Annotated in this window: 12 protein-coding genes, 1 pseudogene and 1 CRISPR repeat array; of the genes and pseudogenes, 7 read left to right on the top strand and 6 right to left on the bottom strand. The window is 67.2% G+C overall.

The annotated features are described in order from the left end of the window. Positions 1 to 991: hypothetical protein (locus MTBUT4_RS11965; RefSeq protein ID WP_173979925.1), on the bottom strand; the 991-nt coding region annotated here is incomplete at its 3' end. Positions 992 to 1,333: 342 nt separating this feature from the next. On the opposite strand from MTBUT4_RS11965, the gene MTBUT4_RS11970 reads away from it, so the two are divergent. Both MTBUT4_RS11970 and MTBUT4_RS11975 read left to right on the top strand, forming a co-directional pair. Then, on the top strand, positions 1,334 to 2,593 hold the full coding sequence (locus MTBUT4_RS11970; RefSeq protein WP_173979926.1) for a site-specific integrase: 1,260 nt from the start codon (positions 1,334 to 1,336) through the stop codon (positions 2,591 to 2,593). A gap of 560 nt (positions 2,594 to 3,153) precedes the next feature. After that, positions 3,154 to 3,474, top strand: coding sequence for a hypothetical protein (locus MTBUT4_RS11975; RefSeq protein WP_173979927.1), 321 nt, complete (start codon positions 3,154 to 3,156; stop codon positions 3,472 to 3,474). On the opposite strand, the gene MTBUT4_RS11980 is transcribed toward MTBUT4_RS11975, so the two are convergent. The 4 genes from MTBUT4_RS11980 to MTBUT4_RS11995 all read right to left on the bottom strand — a co-directional run bounded on the left by MTBUT4_RS11980 (position 3,471) and on the right by MTBUT4_RS11995 (position 6,614). Next, positions 3,471 to 5,096 carry a relaxase/mobilization nuclease domain-containing protein gene (locus tag MTBUT4_RS11980; protein ID WP_173979928.1) on the bottom strand — a complete coding sequence of 542 codons (1,626 nt, stop codon included), beginning with the start codon at positions 5,094 to 5,096 and terminating at the stop codon, positions 3,471 to 3,473. The two genes, MTBUT4_RS11975 and MTBUT4_RS11980, sit on opposite strands and share 4 nt — an antisense overlap. A gap of 364 nt (positions 5,097 to 5,460) precedes the next feature. Further along, positions 5,461 to 6,048, bottom strand: coding sequence for a hypothetical protein (locus MTBUT4_RS11985; protein ID WP_173979929.1), 588 nt, complete (start codon positions 6,046 to 6,048; stop codon positions 5,461 to 5,463). An 11-nt stretch (positions 6,049 to 6,059) separates the two neighbouring features. Further along, positions 6,060 to 6,230, bottom strand: coding sequence for a hypothetical protein (locus MTBUT4_RS11990; RefSeq protein WP_173979930.1), 171 nt, complete (start codon positions 6,228 to 6,230; stop codon positions 6,060 to 6,062). Between the two features lie 129 nt (positions 6,231 to 6,359). Next, entirely contained in the window at positions 6,360 to 6,614 is a 255-nt protein-coding gene (locus tag MTBUT4_RS11995; protein ID WP_173979931.1) for a helix-turn-helix transcriptional regulator, read from the bottom strand. A 123-nt stretch (positions 6,615 to 6,737) separates the two neighbouring features. On the opposite strand from MTBUT4_RS11995, the pseudogene MTBUT4_RS19510 reads away from it, so the two are divergent. The 5 genes and pseudogenes from MTBUT4_RS19510 to MTBUT4_RS12020 form a co-directional block, all read left to right on the top strand. Continuing rightward, a pseudogene (locus MTBUT4_RS19510) lies at positions 6,738 to 6,914 on the top strand (glycine zipper 2TM domain-containing protein); the annotation flags it as partial. A gap of 109 nt (positions 6,915 to 7,023) precedes the next feature. After that, positions 7,024 to 7,683 carry an RAMP superfamily CRISPR-associated protein gene (locus MTBUT4_RS12005; protein ID WP_254434844.1) on the top strand — a complete coding sequence of 220 codons (660 nt, stop codon included), beginning with the start codon at positions 7,024 to 7,026 and terminating at the stop codon, positions 7,681 to 7,683. Further along, on the top strand, positions 7,676 to 9,850 hold the full coding sequence (locus MTBUT4_RS12010) for an RAMP superfamily CRISPR-associated protein (RefSeq protein WP_173979934.1): 2,175 nt from the start codon (positions 7,676 to 7,678) through the stop codon (positions 9,848 to 9,850). The genes MTBUT4_RS12005 and MTBUT4_RS12010 overlap by 8 nt, the downstream gene beginning before the upstream one ends. Positions 9,851 to 10,048: 198 nt before the next feature. After that, positions 10,049 to 10,505: a CRISPR direct-repeat array (repeat unit 37 nt; unit sequence GCCTAGGCCGCATCCGCGAATGGGAGCGGATTGAGAC). A 107-nt stretch (positions 10,506 to 10,612) separates the two neighbouring features. Beyond that, positions 10,613 to 12,205, top strand: coding sequence for a hypothetical protein (locus MTBUT4_RS12015; protein ID WP_173979935.1), 1,593 nt, complete (start codon positions 10,613 to 10,615; stop codon positions 12,203 to 12,205). Continuing rightward, positions 12,193 to 13,002 (top strand): hypothetical protein, encoded by an 810-nt coding sequence (locus tag MTBUT4_RS12020; RefSeq protein ID WP_173979936.1) that lies wholly within the window; start codon positions 12,193 to 12,195, stop codon positions 13,000 to 13,002. Before MTBUT4_RS12015 ends, MTBUT4_RS12020 begins: the two co-directional genes overlap by 13 nt. Before the next feature lie 4 nt (positions 13,003 to 13,006). On the opposite strand, the gene MTBUT4_RS12025 is transcribed toward MTBUT4_RS12020, so the two are convergent. Next, complete coding sequence (locus MTBUT4_RS12025; RefSeq protein WP_173979937.1) at positions 13,007 to 13,906, bottom strand: hypothetical protein; 900 nt, start codon at positions 13,904 to 13,906, stop codon at positions 13,007 to 13,009. Positions 13,907 to 13,991: the final 85 nt, after the last annotated feature.

The raw sequence follows: 13,991 nt of genomic DNA on the forward strand, positions 1-13,991 counted from the left end.
GACCGGCCTTATGCGTGTCCAGCCGCGCCTTGATGACATCCCAAGCCATGCCTACCAGCGGAATGAACCGGACGGCGTTCTTCGTCTTACCCTCGGGAATGGTGTACGCCTGCATGGTCGGGTCTACTGTGGCTGCGTCGAGGCTCGCCACCTCTTCCAGCCGCACGCCCGTCAACAAGGCCACCCGTATAACGTCACCAAGGGCCGTCCCCGCTGGTACCTCAGCGAGTAACTTCCGGGCCTCCTCGGGGGTGTAGATGCGGCGGTTACGGCTAGTGTCGGCCTCCACATCCTTCTTCGACGGGGCCTGTTCTTCCCAAGGGTTATCGGCCTTCCTGTCGAGATATCCGCGCCCTCTGGCCCATGTCCAAATCTGCGCCAGTTGTGACGCCTTCTTTCGTATGGTCGCCAGCCCATTGTCCTTGTCACGCAAGAACACATTGAGGAAGTCACCAACTTCCATTCGGCCTATCGTGTGGATTGGTCTGTTATCACCCGATATGCTGGTGCTGAACTCATTATACGCAGTGCGAAGGTTGTTCCTGTAGCTCACTGAACGGCTGTTGGCGTATTCAGCTAAGAACCGTTCATACACCTTAGATAGCGGCGTGCCTTCCCCGGTCGCAACGGAATACCATTCCTTTGCCGCCCTCAATCCTGCCGCCGCTTCGATGCGTTCTGCGTGCGGTTCAATCTCCGCAGATATGACCGCATCTCGCACTTCCGGGTCTGTGATGCGTCGCAGTTCCGCCGCGTGCTCCATTGCCTTGGCGTAGTCGTTTGCATCGCTCGCCGCTACCGCCAGCATTTCGGCCCTAATCTGGCCTAGGATTACGTCGCGCTTCTCCCGCGCCCGTGCCCGGTCGGTGGTGTCCAGTCCTTCCCTGATCTCGGACTTGTAGGTGATCTCAGGTGCAGCCGGGTTGCGCTCTCGCGCCTTCGCTGTAAGCCGTGCATTGACCTTCCCAACGAGCACCTTGGGGGTCGCCATGCGAAAGCACCAGCCGGTGCCCTCGCCACGGGGCTGGAATAGGTAGTCTGTTTCGCGCATTGGTCGCTTGCCCATGTCTGATGTTGTACATCATGGACAACAGGGCTGTCGACAACAGGCGAATTTCTGTAGGAAAATCAGCGCCTTAGAGAATTGGCGTCCCCACGGGGATTCGAACCCCGGTCGCCGCCGTGAGAGAGATATAACGTGTATGGCCTGAGACAGCCTGAGACGACATGAAATTACACAGTTTTATGGGCTTACGCGCTTTGCGATCTCCCCTTGTCTCAGCCCGATTCCGACCGTATTTTAGGTACGAATTGGGTAAGACCGGAGAGTGAGATGGGGCGCGCGGTGCGTGACAGCAAGCTGGAGACCCGGGCGGCGAGGGCGCGGCTGGAGGTCTGCCACAAGCCCTATTGGCGGGTGATCGATAACGGCTGCCACATCGGCTATCGCAAGGGCGAGCGCGGTGGGGTGTGGCGGGCCCGGCTATCCGTGGGCAACGGCCGCTATGTCGAGCAGGTCATCGGCGCCGCCGACGACATTCGGGACGCCGACGGGCTGTCGGTGTTCTCGTTCGGCCAGGCGCAGGAGCGGGCGCGGGATTGGTTCCTGGCCCAGACCCGCCGTCTGGCCGGCCTGCCGGCGACACAGACGCGGGGCTACACCGTCGCCGATGTGATGAGGGACTATCTGGACTGGTATCGCAGCCACCGCAAAAGCGTGGAGGCGACCCGCTTCACCATCGACGGGCACATCCTGCCGGCACTCGGGTCGGTGGAAGTGTCCGCCCTGACACCGGCGCAGATCCGTGAGTTTCATGAAAAGCTTGCGGCGGCACCGGCCCGGCTGCGGCGGGCTCCGGGAAAGGCGTCCAAGTTTCGCCCCGCTCCCCGGACCGACGAGGAGAAGCGGCGGCGGCGCAGCTCGGCCAACCGGGTGCTGACAGTTCTCAAGGCCGCACTGAACCATGCCTATGCCGAGGGGCGCATCGCCAGCGATGATTGCTGGCGGCGGGTCAAGCCCTTTCGCGCCGTCGATGCCGCCCGCGTCCATTACCTGTCCGAAGGGCAGTGCCGGGCCTTGGCCGAAGCCTGCGACCCGGAGTTCCGGCTGCTGGTGCAGGCGGCCATTCTCACCGGGTGTAGATACAGCGAGCTCGTCCGCCTGCGTGTCGGGGACGTCAACGCAGACTCTGGCACGCTGCTGGTCGCCGAGGCCAAATCCGGCAAGTCGCGCCATGTCGTTCTGACCGAGGAGGGGCAGGACTTTTTCGCCAAGGCCGTATCCGACAAGGCCCACGGTGACCTGCTGTTCACCAAGCCAGGCGGGGGCGCCTGGGGCAAGTCTCATCAATGCCGCCCGCTCCGCGACGCATGCGCTGCGGCCGGCATCGTCCCGTCGGTCACCTTCCACGCCTTGCGCCACACCCACGCATCGCACCTGGCGATGCGCGGCACGCCGTTGGTGGTGATTGCTGCTCAGCTTGGACATAGCGATACGAGAATGGTTGAGAAGCACTACGCCCATTTGGCGCCGTCCTATGTGGCAGAGACGATCCGGAAGGGGTTTCCGAGGCTTGGGTTGCTGCTTACGTGAATATGCCTGAAGTATGGGTGTGGATTTGACTCACAGGTCGTCATAAGAAAATTGCGTGGTAGAGACATCAACGACTTGCGGTCGAGAAGCGCAAAAAATCCGAAGAAAACTTCTCGATTTTTGAACATTGGCCTTTCTATACTTGTGAATACGCCTGCGTTGAGGACTATTATTGACTTGACGCTGATGGTTGGCCGCAGGACATTATCGCCAATCAGCAGTCAGGTCCGCCCGCCATGCCCCATTGCCAATTGCCGCCAGTCACATCCATCCGCGACTTTGTCGCACTTGCGAGCCTGCCGCGGCCGACCTTGTACCGTATTTGGTCCACCGGCGCGGGTCCGCCACGCACCACGCTGCCGGGTGGCCGAGGGGTACGCGTCCTCCGGGATTGCGGCTGGGTTCGCCGATTCTACGGCGTCGAGAGCCAAAGCTGTCTTGGTTGTCCATTTGCCGGCGGCGGATAGCCGCCGACGCCCCCGGGGCACGACCTCTCCGTATTGTTCGATGTCAAACCTCGCATTTCACTTGCTGGCCTTTCCAGCGAGACAGGGGGATGCATGCCAATCAAGACCGAAACCGTGCAGTTCCGCTGCGCTGCTGAACTGAAGCAGCGCCTGCGCCATTGTCTGCCCCTGCTTGGGGCGCGTACCGTGAGCCAGGGAGTCAGGTCTATACTCGAAGCGGCAATCACCAACCCTGCCGCCTCTGCCTTGTGGGTACCTAGCCCCGGACTTAAGGAGAGTGCCACCCAATTGGATCGGATTGCCGGAGCCCTCCATCGTTGCCTGCTGGAAGGGAAGCAGCCCGAGGAGGTGCTCGAAGATCTGCGCCGCCAAATCACCCAACTCAGGGAATTGCTGAACGGGAAAACAAATTAGCGCTCCATCGAGCCCCGGCGTACCCGCCGGACAGTGGGCTGAGGGGCCGGGCGGGACGGCGCCGCGGATGCCGGTGCCGGCTCGGGTGCCGGCCGGTCCTCGGGCCGTGCCGGAAGCGGTCGTGATGGTGCCGTCCGGGCCGGCGTAGGCCGTTCCACCATGGGGCGTGCATCCGCCTCCCTGGGTGGTGCCGCCCCGATGGGCAAGGACAGATCGGCATCCAGGCGCCGCAACAGGCGTTCGGCCATCCCCTCGTCGTCGAACCGCTGCAGGGCGATCGCCGCCAGCCGCTCCAGGCTGCGCACCACCCCCTTGCGGTCCCGGTCAACCTGCCGACGCCATCGCAGCTGGGTGACGTCCTGCACCACCGCCGGCTCGATCCGAGGCATTGGGGCCGGTGCCGGTATCGGCAGCCGCGCGGCCCGTAATACTCCCCGCAGGGCTTTGCCCGGCTTCGCTCCAGGCAGGAGGGCGCCGAAGTATTCCGGGCGATGGGTTGCGTACCATTCGGCCAGCCGGCGATTGGGAAAGACCGCCTCGCCGCTGGGGCGCATGCGGGCGCCCTCCACCGCCAGCCATTGCCACGCCCCCAGCGCACGGGCGGGATCACGGTAAAGGCTCGAGCATTCGGCAAAGGCTTCGGCGTAAGCGGGTGGAATGCGCGGCTGAGGCGCGGGTTTGGGCTCGCGGCGCCACACCTGCCACCACCGCGGCTTTTGCGGGACTTCTTCGGCGACGCCCTTCAGCCGCTCGACGTACTCGACCCCGAAGCGGCCGAACCACGCCGGCGCGCGGCGCACCAGGTCGCCGTCGCCCCGGCCGTGCCAGACAGGCCGCAGCCGCTCCTGGCCGGTCACGATCAGCACCCGCACATCCGCGCGGTCCTCCCGCCGCGCCGCCTGGAAGCGCAAGCCGGCCAGAGACAGGGCGGCGGCGAACTCGCACCGCAGATTGTCGAACAGGTCGCCGTGGATGTCGCAGCGCAGGCGGCCACCAAACTCGGACACCGCCTTCACCACCACGTGAACATGCGGACGCCCGGGGCAGTCGGTGTGGAGCGCCCAGATGGCGCGGTGACCGACGCGGGCGAAGGCCGCATCGACGGTCGCGGCGGCGGCGCGCAGCAGCGCTTCCGCGTCGGCCTTGTCGGCCACGACGGACAACACGAAGTGCCAGGCCTGCACGTTGCGCAGGCGTCGCCGCTCGCCAAGTCCCTCCGCGCCGCCCCGCCGCGCCGCAGCCGAGAGGTTGTCGCCATCGGCCTCCAGGTCCCAGGCCTTCACCGCCCGCATCACCTGCTCAGGCGAAAGCTCGCGGCCGAATTGGTCGAAGGTGCGGGCCGGCGTGTCATCCCCTGTGCGCAGGCGGGCGACGTAGCGGACACAGGCGTAGACGCCCGAACGGCTCTTGCGGGACCCGGCGGCCTTGACCACCACCTGCGGCCCGTCATTCAGCCGCCACGAGCGGTCGGCATGGCGGGTCCGCCAGGCGAAGGCCCGCGGGCTCAACGAAGAGGCCTGCCGACGCCTCCGTAGACGGAACAGCCGCTCGGCGATGCGGGCGTCCCACTCGGACACCCGCCCCATCTTCGTCCGCCAAAGCTCGTCGTCGTCCTCGATCATCTCTTCCCCCGCATTGGCGAGCTTAACGGCGGGAACGCACGATGTCTGTGTTACGTTTTGCTATTCCTGCTAATCGAATAGGCGACGTGAACGCCTTGGATTCCCTCGCCCCCAACTCCGCCGTCCTGTGATTTTGCGCGAATCCCGGCGGAATGGGATGTGACTGTGCCTGGAAATGGCGTGACTGGGAGGGAAACTGCTGTGACTTCGCCCGCCCCGGCCGTGACAAGCGGCGAAAACGCCGTGTCAGCGGGCGTAATGCCGCGGGGAATGCAGGGGTATGGGCGAGATCACGACCACGGCCGCAGGCGATGACGGCCCGACCGTCGCCCGTGCCCTCCAGGTGGTGGGACTGTTGAGGTCGCTACTCCTCGAACGCCGCCTGCGGCACGCGGAAGAAGCCCTTGATGCTCTCCGTGGTGCGGACGGCGATCTGGACGTGGGTCTTGCGGGTGAAGCCGCTGCCGGGGAACACCGGTTCGCCTTCGGTGAACAGGCCGCGCACGGTGTCGAAGGGCGGCAGGCCGGTTTCGGCCACGATGTAGTGCAAGTGGCGGATCACCGCGCAGTCAAGGTAACGCAGCAGCTTGTCCGGGCCGAGGACGTTGCTCGGCATCGCCTCCAGCGCGCCCTCGTCGTGCAGCTTTTTCAGCGACGCATAGGCGCCGGCGAGAAGGTCAAGGTTGTCGCGGGCCATCAGGTCGAGGCAGTTGCCGAGGTCGATGGCGGCGCCGATGACGAAGGGGTCGGCGTAATCGCCCTTGGCCTTGCGATCGGTGGCCCATTCGAGCGCCCGCCGCGGATCCGCTTCCCAGAAATAGACGCCGGGTCCGAGCCAGTCGTAGTCCCGCTCGCTGTGGGCCAGGGACAATTCCCCGGCCAGCACCCGCTCGCCGACAGCGCGGTCGCAGCCATGATATCCGAGGACAAAGGAGGTGTGGAGGCGGGCCACCGATGCCTGCGTCAGGCGGTCTTGCGCGCCGGCTTGGGCTGATATTCGGGGGCCAGCTTGCCGCTCGTGAGGTAGATGCCCTCCTTGACCAGCGTTTCGCGGGCAATGGCGCCCGTCTTGGTGGCGCGGACGGTGAAGGTCTCGATGGCGGTCTTGATGGCCTGGCGCTGGGTCTTGTCCATGGATGCGTCATCCCGTGAGCGATCCTCACAACAATGGGCCGCGCACCGGGAAATGCAAGCCCATTCCGGCCGGGAGACACGCCCCGGTTGCCGCAGGGTCGGGGAAGAGGGAGCCAGAAGCCTGGTCGGCTAGGACAGATCGTTCCTGTCGTCGATGAGATGGCGCAGGACGTCCGGGGCGTCGGCCTCGATGGCGCGGCAATAGCGGATGAAGTCGACCACGTCCAAGCGGCGCTCGTAGCGCTCGAACTTGGAGATGTGCGACTGGTCGGTGCCCATGCGCGCCGCCACGTCGGCCTGGGTCAGGCCGCGCGCTTTCCTCGCGTTTATCAAGCCATCGACGAGCGCTCGATAGAGCGGGTCGAACTTGTCCTTCTGGCCCACTCGACACCTCCGGTGTTGAGCGGGATAGGCCGAATCGGCATAATAGGTCGAATTGACCTTATGGCTGCGGAGGCGCAGGTGAGTGGAATTGGAACGGAGACACTGACGGTAGCGCTTTGCGCCATGCTGACGCTGACCGGGTGCAAGACCGCCGAGACGGCCTTCGACACCGATTGCAAGGTCGGCGGCACCGCCATCGGAGCCGTGGTCGGCGGCGTCGCCGGCGGCCTGCTGTTCGGCAAGGGCCAGGGCAAGTTCGGCAGCGCGCTGCTCGGCGCCGCCGCCGGCGCCTTCGTCGGCAACCAGCTCGGCGCCCTGCTCGATTGCGAGGACCAGAAGGCGGTCGATCGCGCCGGCCAGCAGGCCGCCGAGGCCCCGGTTGGCGGCAAGGTGGTGTGGGTTCGGGCGGTTGCGGCTGGTCTCGCTGGACCGCCCCGAGTTGATTGCCGCCGCCGCCGCCCCCCGGCCGGCCGATGCCGTGCTGCGCCTGAGCTGCCGCGGCCCGTACCTTTCGCTGGATTCATCGACGCGGCAACGCGGCCGGGTCCGCCAGGAGGGCGACGACCCGATACCGCTGTCGCCCCTGCTCGACCGCCAGGGGCGGCCGGTGCTGGCCGGCAGCGCCCTGACCGGCGCCCTGCGCGAGCGGGCCGCCTGGCTCGAGGCCATCGAGACCGGCGCCGTCGATGATCGCGACAAGGTGTACGGCAGTGGCGGCAAGACCCTGACCGCCACCGAGCGCCTGTTCGGCGTCAACGGCTTCCGCGGCGTGCTGGGCATCGAGGCGATCACCTGCCTGAAGGCCGGCGAGCGGGTCGAGATCACCACCGTCGCCCTCGACCAGTTCTCCATGGCGCCGCTCGACGGCGCCCTGTTCACCACCCAGGCCTTCGCCGGCTGCGCATACCGCGTCGGCCTGCGGCTGGACCGGCGCGGCAACGACGACGACCGGGCGTTCCTGGCCCGGCTGCTCGACGACATCAAGGACGACGGGCTGATGCTGGGCCATGGCGTCAACAAGGGTTTCGGCTGGTTCACGGTGACCGACGAGGAGGCGGGCCATGGCTGATCGCGATCTGGTCGAGCGTATCCGCGCCATGCGGAAGAACACCGATCTGAACTTCGTCGTCGAGACCATGCTGGAAGAGGGCGAGGAGGAGGAAGCGATCCGCGCCGCCTTCGCGGTGGTCAACCCGGCATCCGCCGCGCGGCAGCGGGCGCAAGTCAACGAACGTCCGGCCAAGCGGGATTGCTCGGCCGACCAATGCAAGGCGCCGTTCCGCTTCGTCGCCCTCAACGACCGGGTCGAATACGCCACCCCGGCCGAGGGCGGCCCGCGTCACAAACCCATCCCCGACGGCTATTGCGGCGCCATCGAGGTTACCTGGGTGGCGGAAACGCCGCTGCTGATCGGCGCCGCCGAGGGTCGCAACGGCGACGTCGTCGGTCCCATGCGTCTGGCCGGCGAGTGGACGGTGCCTGGCTCCAGCCTGCGCGGCATGCTGCGCAACGCCATGGAATCGGTGGCCTTCGCCCGGCTGTCGCGCATCAACGGCCATCACCGCTACGGCCTGCGCGATTTCGAGCACCCCGAATACAAGGGCGACGGCTTTCCGGTCTCGAAGGTGGACGAAGTCGGGGCCGGATGGCTGCGCAAGCGGGCCGGCGGCCCCAGCGATCCCGACCACAGCGGCTACGAGATCGTCCCCTGCGCATGGGCGCAGGCGATGATCGCCGACCTGCCCTTCCTGGGCCCTGCCGCCCCGTGGGACTGGGTCGGCTGGAAGCTTGGCGACAAATACGCCAGCGCCGGCATGGCGCGCGGAAAGGTGATCGATTTCGGCATCACCAAGCGGTTTTCGCCGGGCGGGGAGCACAACGGCAAGCAGGTGCTGACCATCGATGCCAACGGCCCGATCAGCGGCGCGCTGGTGTTCTCGGACCGGGTGCCGCCGGGCAAGGAGCCGCCATCGGAAGCGGCCTGGCGGGCATCGGGCAAGAAGGTCGAGTACGTGTTCCACTCCGAGCAGGCGGAGGTCGTCGAATTGACCGCCAAGGCCTGGGCGACCTTTCGCCGCCTCAACTGCAAGCCCGCCCGCAACAAGCTGGTCGCCGACGGATCGTGGAAGGTGCTGGAGCGGATTGTCGAACAGGGCGGCCGGGTGCCGGTGTTCCATGTCGGCACGCCCAACGCCGACGATTTCGCCTTCGGGCTGACCCGCCTGTTCAAGGTACCGCACAAGCACTCGGTCGCCGACATCGCCGAACGGATCGCCTGCCACCGCACCCGTCCGGTCGCCACCGATGGCAGTGCCGACAAGATCGACCTGGTCGAGAACCTGTTCGGCTATGTCCTCGAGGGCGACGGCTTCACCCATGCCGGGCCCGGCGCCAAGCCGGCGGCGCTGGCCCGCAAGGGCAAGCTGGCCTTCTCGTTCGCCACCTTCGTCACCCCGGTCGTGCCCCAGGCCGAGGCGACGCCGACGGTGATGATGGGGCCAAGGGCGTCGTTCGCGCCGTTCTACCTGGCCGGAGGGATCAAGGATTACAGCGCCGGGGACGTGACCCTGGCCGGCCGCAAGCGCTACCTGCCGCGCTACCGCCCCGGAACCACCGCCAACGATGCCTGGGCCGACATCAGGGCGCGGCTGGGCGGCCAAATGAACAGCGATAACCGCGAGAACGACCGCATCCGGACCAGCCTTCGTTTCCTGGTGGCGGCGGATGGCGGCGAGATGGAATTCCGCAGCACCATCCGCCTGCACAACGTCACCGAATCGGAAATCGGCGCCGTGCTGTGGGTTCTGACCCATGGCGGCGACCCCGCCGCCCATCGCCACATGCTGGGCCGTGCCAAGGCCTTCGGCGCCGGCCAGATCCGCGTCGAACGGCTGGCCCTGGCGCTGCGCCCCAACGCCCCCGGCGCCAAGACCGTGACCATCGACGATCCGGGCCCGTTCCTCGCCGCCTTCGAGACCCGCATGGGCGGCACCGCCTGGAGGCGGAGCGCCACCATCCGCGACTTCCTGGCCGCCTGCCGGCCCGGCGAGGCCGCCGATCTCGAATACATGACCGGGCCGGGACCGTTCGCCAAACTGAAGAAGGCGGTCAAGCCCCTGACCGGAGACACCCCTCCCTGTCCCGCCTATGCCCACCCGCGCCTGCTGCCGGCTTGTCCCGAATCCGCCGCCCCCCGAACCACCCGCCCGCCGCCTCCTCAAGGGCGGCGGCGGTAGGAGGGTTGGCGACGCCCCCCGGGCGGCCTCACCCGTCAGAACCCCGTGGAATTTTTGTACCATGTTGAATTCTAAACTGTATTTGTCACTTTTTGCGGAACGATGCGTTTGCGCGCCGGAATTCTCAGGAACTGTCCACAGACCAGGTGGAAACCGTCCCTCTTTCAACAGCCTTGACAGCAGCCTCCAACGGGGGGAGCCTAGGCCGCATCCGCGAATGGGAGCGGATTGAGACTCGTGGTGCTGAGCAATCAGTGCGTCCAGCAGGCCTAGGCCGCATCCGCGAATGGGAGCGGATTGAGACATCGGCCCAGGGCTGCACCCCCTCGGCGACCGCGCCTAGGCCGCATCCGCGAATGGGAGCGGATTGAGACGCTCGGCTCGCAGCCAGGTTCATTTCGGCCAGGCCTAGGCCGCATCCGCGAATGGGAGCGGATTGAGACCCGTCAAGCGCCAGCCAATAGGGCTCGCGCGTCGGCCTAGGCCGCATCCGCGAATGGGAGCGGATTGAGACATCCGGCCCGGGCAGCTTCGCCACGCGGTCCCGCGCCTAGGCCGCATCCGCGAATGGGAGCGGATTGAGACCCGTCAGACCAGCCGGGAGGGAGGTGATCTGGGGCCTGGGCCGCATCCGCGAATGGGAGCGGATTGAGACTAGCCCTGACCGACGGCCCTGAACTTCCATTCCGACCCGGCGCCCCGTTGCGGCGAAATCCGGCTGGCGCTACTCTCGCGGCGGTGGCCGGCGCAACGGGGGGCGGGATGACGGATCGGCGGGCTTCGGCCATCATCGTCGGCGAGTTCCGGGAGATCCTGGTGTGGCCGCTGCGGCTGGACCTGGATTGCCGGGCGGGAAAGGGCGAGGTCGCCGCGGGCCATGCCGCGACCATCGGCGCCCTTGACGCCGACCGCCGGTGGGAGCCGGTCCAACGGCTGCTGGGTCACCTCGCCCCCGGCGGGGCGACGACGTCCGAGGCCGAATACAAGGAATTCGTCTACTTCCACCCGTTCGTCCGCCGGTTCCTGTACGGCGAGGGCGACGCGGCGCCGATGCGGCTGTACCGCCGCCTGGGCCTGCGCGCGGTGGAATTGTGCCTGTGCAACGACGTGACCGGCCCGTTCCGGGTACGGCTGGCGGTCGATCGCTGCAATCTGTACGTCCTGGACAGCGGCAATGCGGTCCTGGCGCTCGAGGTCTCGGCCGGCTCGGTCCGCCGGGGCGCTGTCCGCCCGGCCATGATCGAGACCGCCGCCGGGACCGAAGAGCCCATGAGCCTGGCCCATGCCCAGGTGATCCTGGAAAGGTTCCGCCGCGCCTATCCGCCCTATTGGCATGAGGGGGGCGCCGGGCTGGCGCCGCGGATGGTGGGATGGATCGGCGACGGCGGCGAGCGGTGGCATTGCATGCCGACGCCGGCGGACGGCACCGCCCATATCGAATGCTGCGGCCAGCCGCCGGTGGCCGGCCACTGGCGCGACATCCTGGCGCCTCTGGTTTTCGACGGCGGAACCGACGGGCCACGCTGGCTTCAGGTGGTCGACGACCGTATTCCGGTGATCGCCTTCGTGGCCATTGACGATGCCGGCACCATCACCGAGGGCGATTGGGTCCGGCTGGCCATGCTTGACGATGCGGGGAACAGCCCGCGTCCCTATGGCGCCGGCTTTCCTTCCGCCTTCGACGACGCCTATTGCTACGATGCCTTCTGGGACCCTGCCGCCAACGACAAGACCACCCGCTATCTGATGTCGGGTCACGGCTTCGTCGCCATCGGCAATGGCGGCGATCCGTTTTTCGCCAACGTGGTCGTCGACCACGTCCGCCGCCACTATTTCCAGATGGGCCTGATCGCCCACGTCCAGACCGCCGCGCTGCTGACCCTGTCGTATCGGCTGGCGCGCGCGGTCGAACGCATGGACGACCGCGAGCCGGCCGCGGAAATCCTGGCCGACGTCATCACCTTCACCCACCGCACATGGTTCCCCCAGGTCTCGGGCCACGTCCAGGCCCGCGAGATCCACGCGCGCTGGCGCCGCCATCTGGGGGTCGATGGGTTGCACGACGCGGTCATGCGCGAGGCCCAAGGCCTGGCCGCTTTTCTCGACGGCCGCGCCGAACGCAAGCGGGCCGACGAGGCGGAGCGGCTGAACCGCATCGCCGTCACCGGCCTCATTCCGGCCGTCGCCACCGGTTTTCTCGGCATGAACATCCTGATCAAGGGCAAGGACGAGGCCAAATGGATCGTCGCCGACATCCCCGACGTCCTGCTAACCTTGGCCGGAACGGCGGTGGTGCTCGGCCTGCTGGCCTGGCTGGTCAATAAGGTGTGGGCGTGGCGGGGATGGAAGCGGTAGACGGCGATCTGGTGTTCTTCCTGGGCGGGCGCGATCTCGAGATGGCGACCATCCGCGATCTGGTTGCCGACACCCTTGGTCTCGCCGCCGTGCGCGATGGCGGGCTCGGCTGGGGGGCGCGCCTGTCCGACTACGCCGCCGAACTGGCCGGACTGGGCCCCGGCCAGGTGCCGGTCCTGGTCGAGCTCGCCCTAGATCGGCCGTTGCCGCCGGCGGCGGTGGTGGTCGACCATCACGGGCCGGCTGCCGGGCGCCATGCCCCGACCGCCCTCGAACAGGTGTTCCGCCTTCTCGGCCTGCCGCCGGAGCGCTGGACCCGCCATCTCGCCCTGGTTGCCGCCAATGATCGCGGCCATGTCCGTGCCATGCGCGCCATCGGCGCGACGGCGGACGAAATCGCCGCCATCCGCCAGGCCGACCGCCGCGCCCAAGGCATCACCGCCGCCGAGGAGGAGGACGCCTTGGCCGCCCTGGCCCGGGCGGAACGCCACCTGGACGGCCGCCTGTTGGTCGTCCGCCTTCCCCATGACCGCACCGCCACGGTAATGGACCGCATCGCCCCGGACGATGGCGCCATCGCCAACGTCCTGATCCTGTGTCCGGCGGAGGTGGATTTCTTCGGCATCGGCGCGGCCGTCGTCGCCCTCGATGCCGCGTTCCCGGGCGGCTATTGCGGCGGCGACCTGCCCGAAGCGGGATTCTGGGGCCACCGGACTCCCACCCCGGCGGAAGACGCGCTGCTCGGTGTCCTCGGCCAGGTGCTGCCCGCCGCGCCGCCACCGTCCCTATCGCGTTAGCCCCCTATGTGCGCAGCCGGACACGGTGGATTTGATGAGAGACACCCAGGCGCTTGCGCAGGATATCGAGATCGCCGGGTAGGGGCATCTCGGTGACCAGGCAGGCCGCGACCGGGTGATTTCGGCAGATATCCTGCGCCTCCAGGATCGTCCGGTATTTCAGGCATTGGTACAGGCCGCGCTCCAGGTCGAGGGGGTTGGAATCGCGCGACTTGACCTCGATGGCGACGGTCCTGTCCGGTGCGAAGTAGACCACGTCCACCCGGTCGCCGGATTTCAGGACGACTTCCGTTCCCGCGCGCCGCACATCAAGCCGGGGAAAGACGATGTGGGGATTGGCCTGGACCCACAGGCGCAACGCCTTGTGACGCGCCCCTTCGCCACCGCCCCGGCCGAAGACCAGGCCGTCCTGTTCCGCGCCCAACGCGTCGGCGTCGTCCTCGACCAGGTCGCGCCCGAAAAGCTTGCTGTAGACCGTCCCCCAGTCCGCGAAGGCATACACTTCGCGGGCCGCCGTTTCGCAATATTCCCGCCAATGCGGCTTTTTCCATGCCTCCTTTTTCTGAAGTTTCGGTTGCCGGAACCTGTGCGCCAGAAATGGCCCGGCACCGGCTCCCGGCAGGTCCGTATCCTGGCGCACCAGAAGCACGTTCAACAGCGGCGCATCCGCCCGCACCCCAAGGATGTCCTCCATCAACTTCCCCGCCGGCCAACCAAGGCGGGTCGCGCGGTACCCGGTCGAAAAGCCATACTCGGCACCGAGCCGCCTCTGGACCATGCCATAGGTGACTTTCGTCTGGTTCAGCGCCGCCTGGATAAGCCACCGGGTCATGGGTTCGATGGCATGGCGCGCGAAGTTCTCATTGGTCGGCGCCAGCGGGCCGCGAGGCATCAGGGTATTCATTGCAGCGGCTCTCCTCGACGGGGGGACAGATGTTCACCGGTGCGGTAGGGCCGGCCGTCCCCGCCTCTTCGCGTGCCTTCCCCGT

This window comes from Magnetospirillum sp. UT-4 (assembly GCF_902729435.1).
Classification (GTDB): Bacteria; Pseudomonadota; Alphaproteobacteria; order Rhodospirillales; family Magnetospirillaceae; genus Magnetospirillum.

Coding starts and splice junctions, on each gene's coding strand:
- MTBUT4_RS11970 (WP_173979926.1), top strand. CDS start 1,334: ATGGGGCGCGCGGTGCGTGACAGCAAGCTGGAGACCCGGGCGGCGAGG.
- MTBUT4_RS11975 (WP_173979927.1), top strand. CDS start 3,154: ATGCCAATCAAGACCGAAACCGTGCAGTTCCGCTGCGCTGCTGAACTG.
- MTBUT4_RS11980 (WP_173979928.1), bottom strand. CDS start 5,096: ATGATCGAGGACGACGACGAGCTTTGGCGGACGAAGATGGGGCGGGTG.
- MTBUT4_RS11990 (WP_173979930.1), bottom strand. CDS start 6,230: ATGGACAAGACCCAGCGCCAGGCCATCAAGACCGCCATCGAGACCTTC.
- MTBUT4_RS12010 (WP_173979934.1), top strand. CDS start 7,676: ATGGCTGATCGCGATCTGGTCGAGCGTATCCGCGCCATGCGGAAGAAC.
- MTBUT4_RS12015 (WP_173979935.1), top strand. CDS start 10,613: ATGACGGATCGGCGGGCTTCGGCCATCATCGTCGGCGAGTTCCGGGAG.
- MTBUT4_RS12020 (WP_173979936.1), top strand. CDS start 12,193: ATGGAAGCGGTAGACGGCGATCTGGTGTTCTTCCTGGGCGGGCGCGAT.
- MTBUT4_RS12025 (WP_173979937.1), bottom strand. CDS start 13,906: ATGAATACCCTGATGCCTCGCGGCCCGCTGGCGCCGACCAATGAGAAC.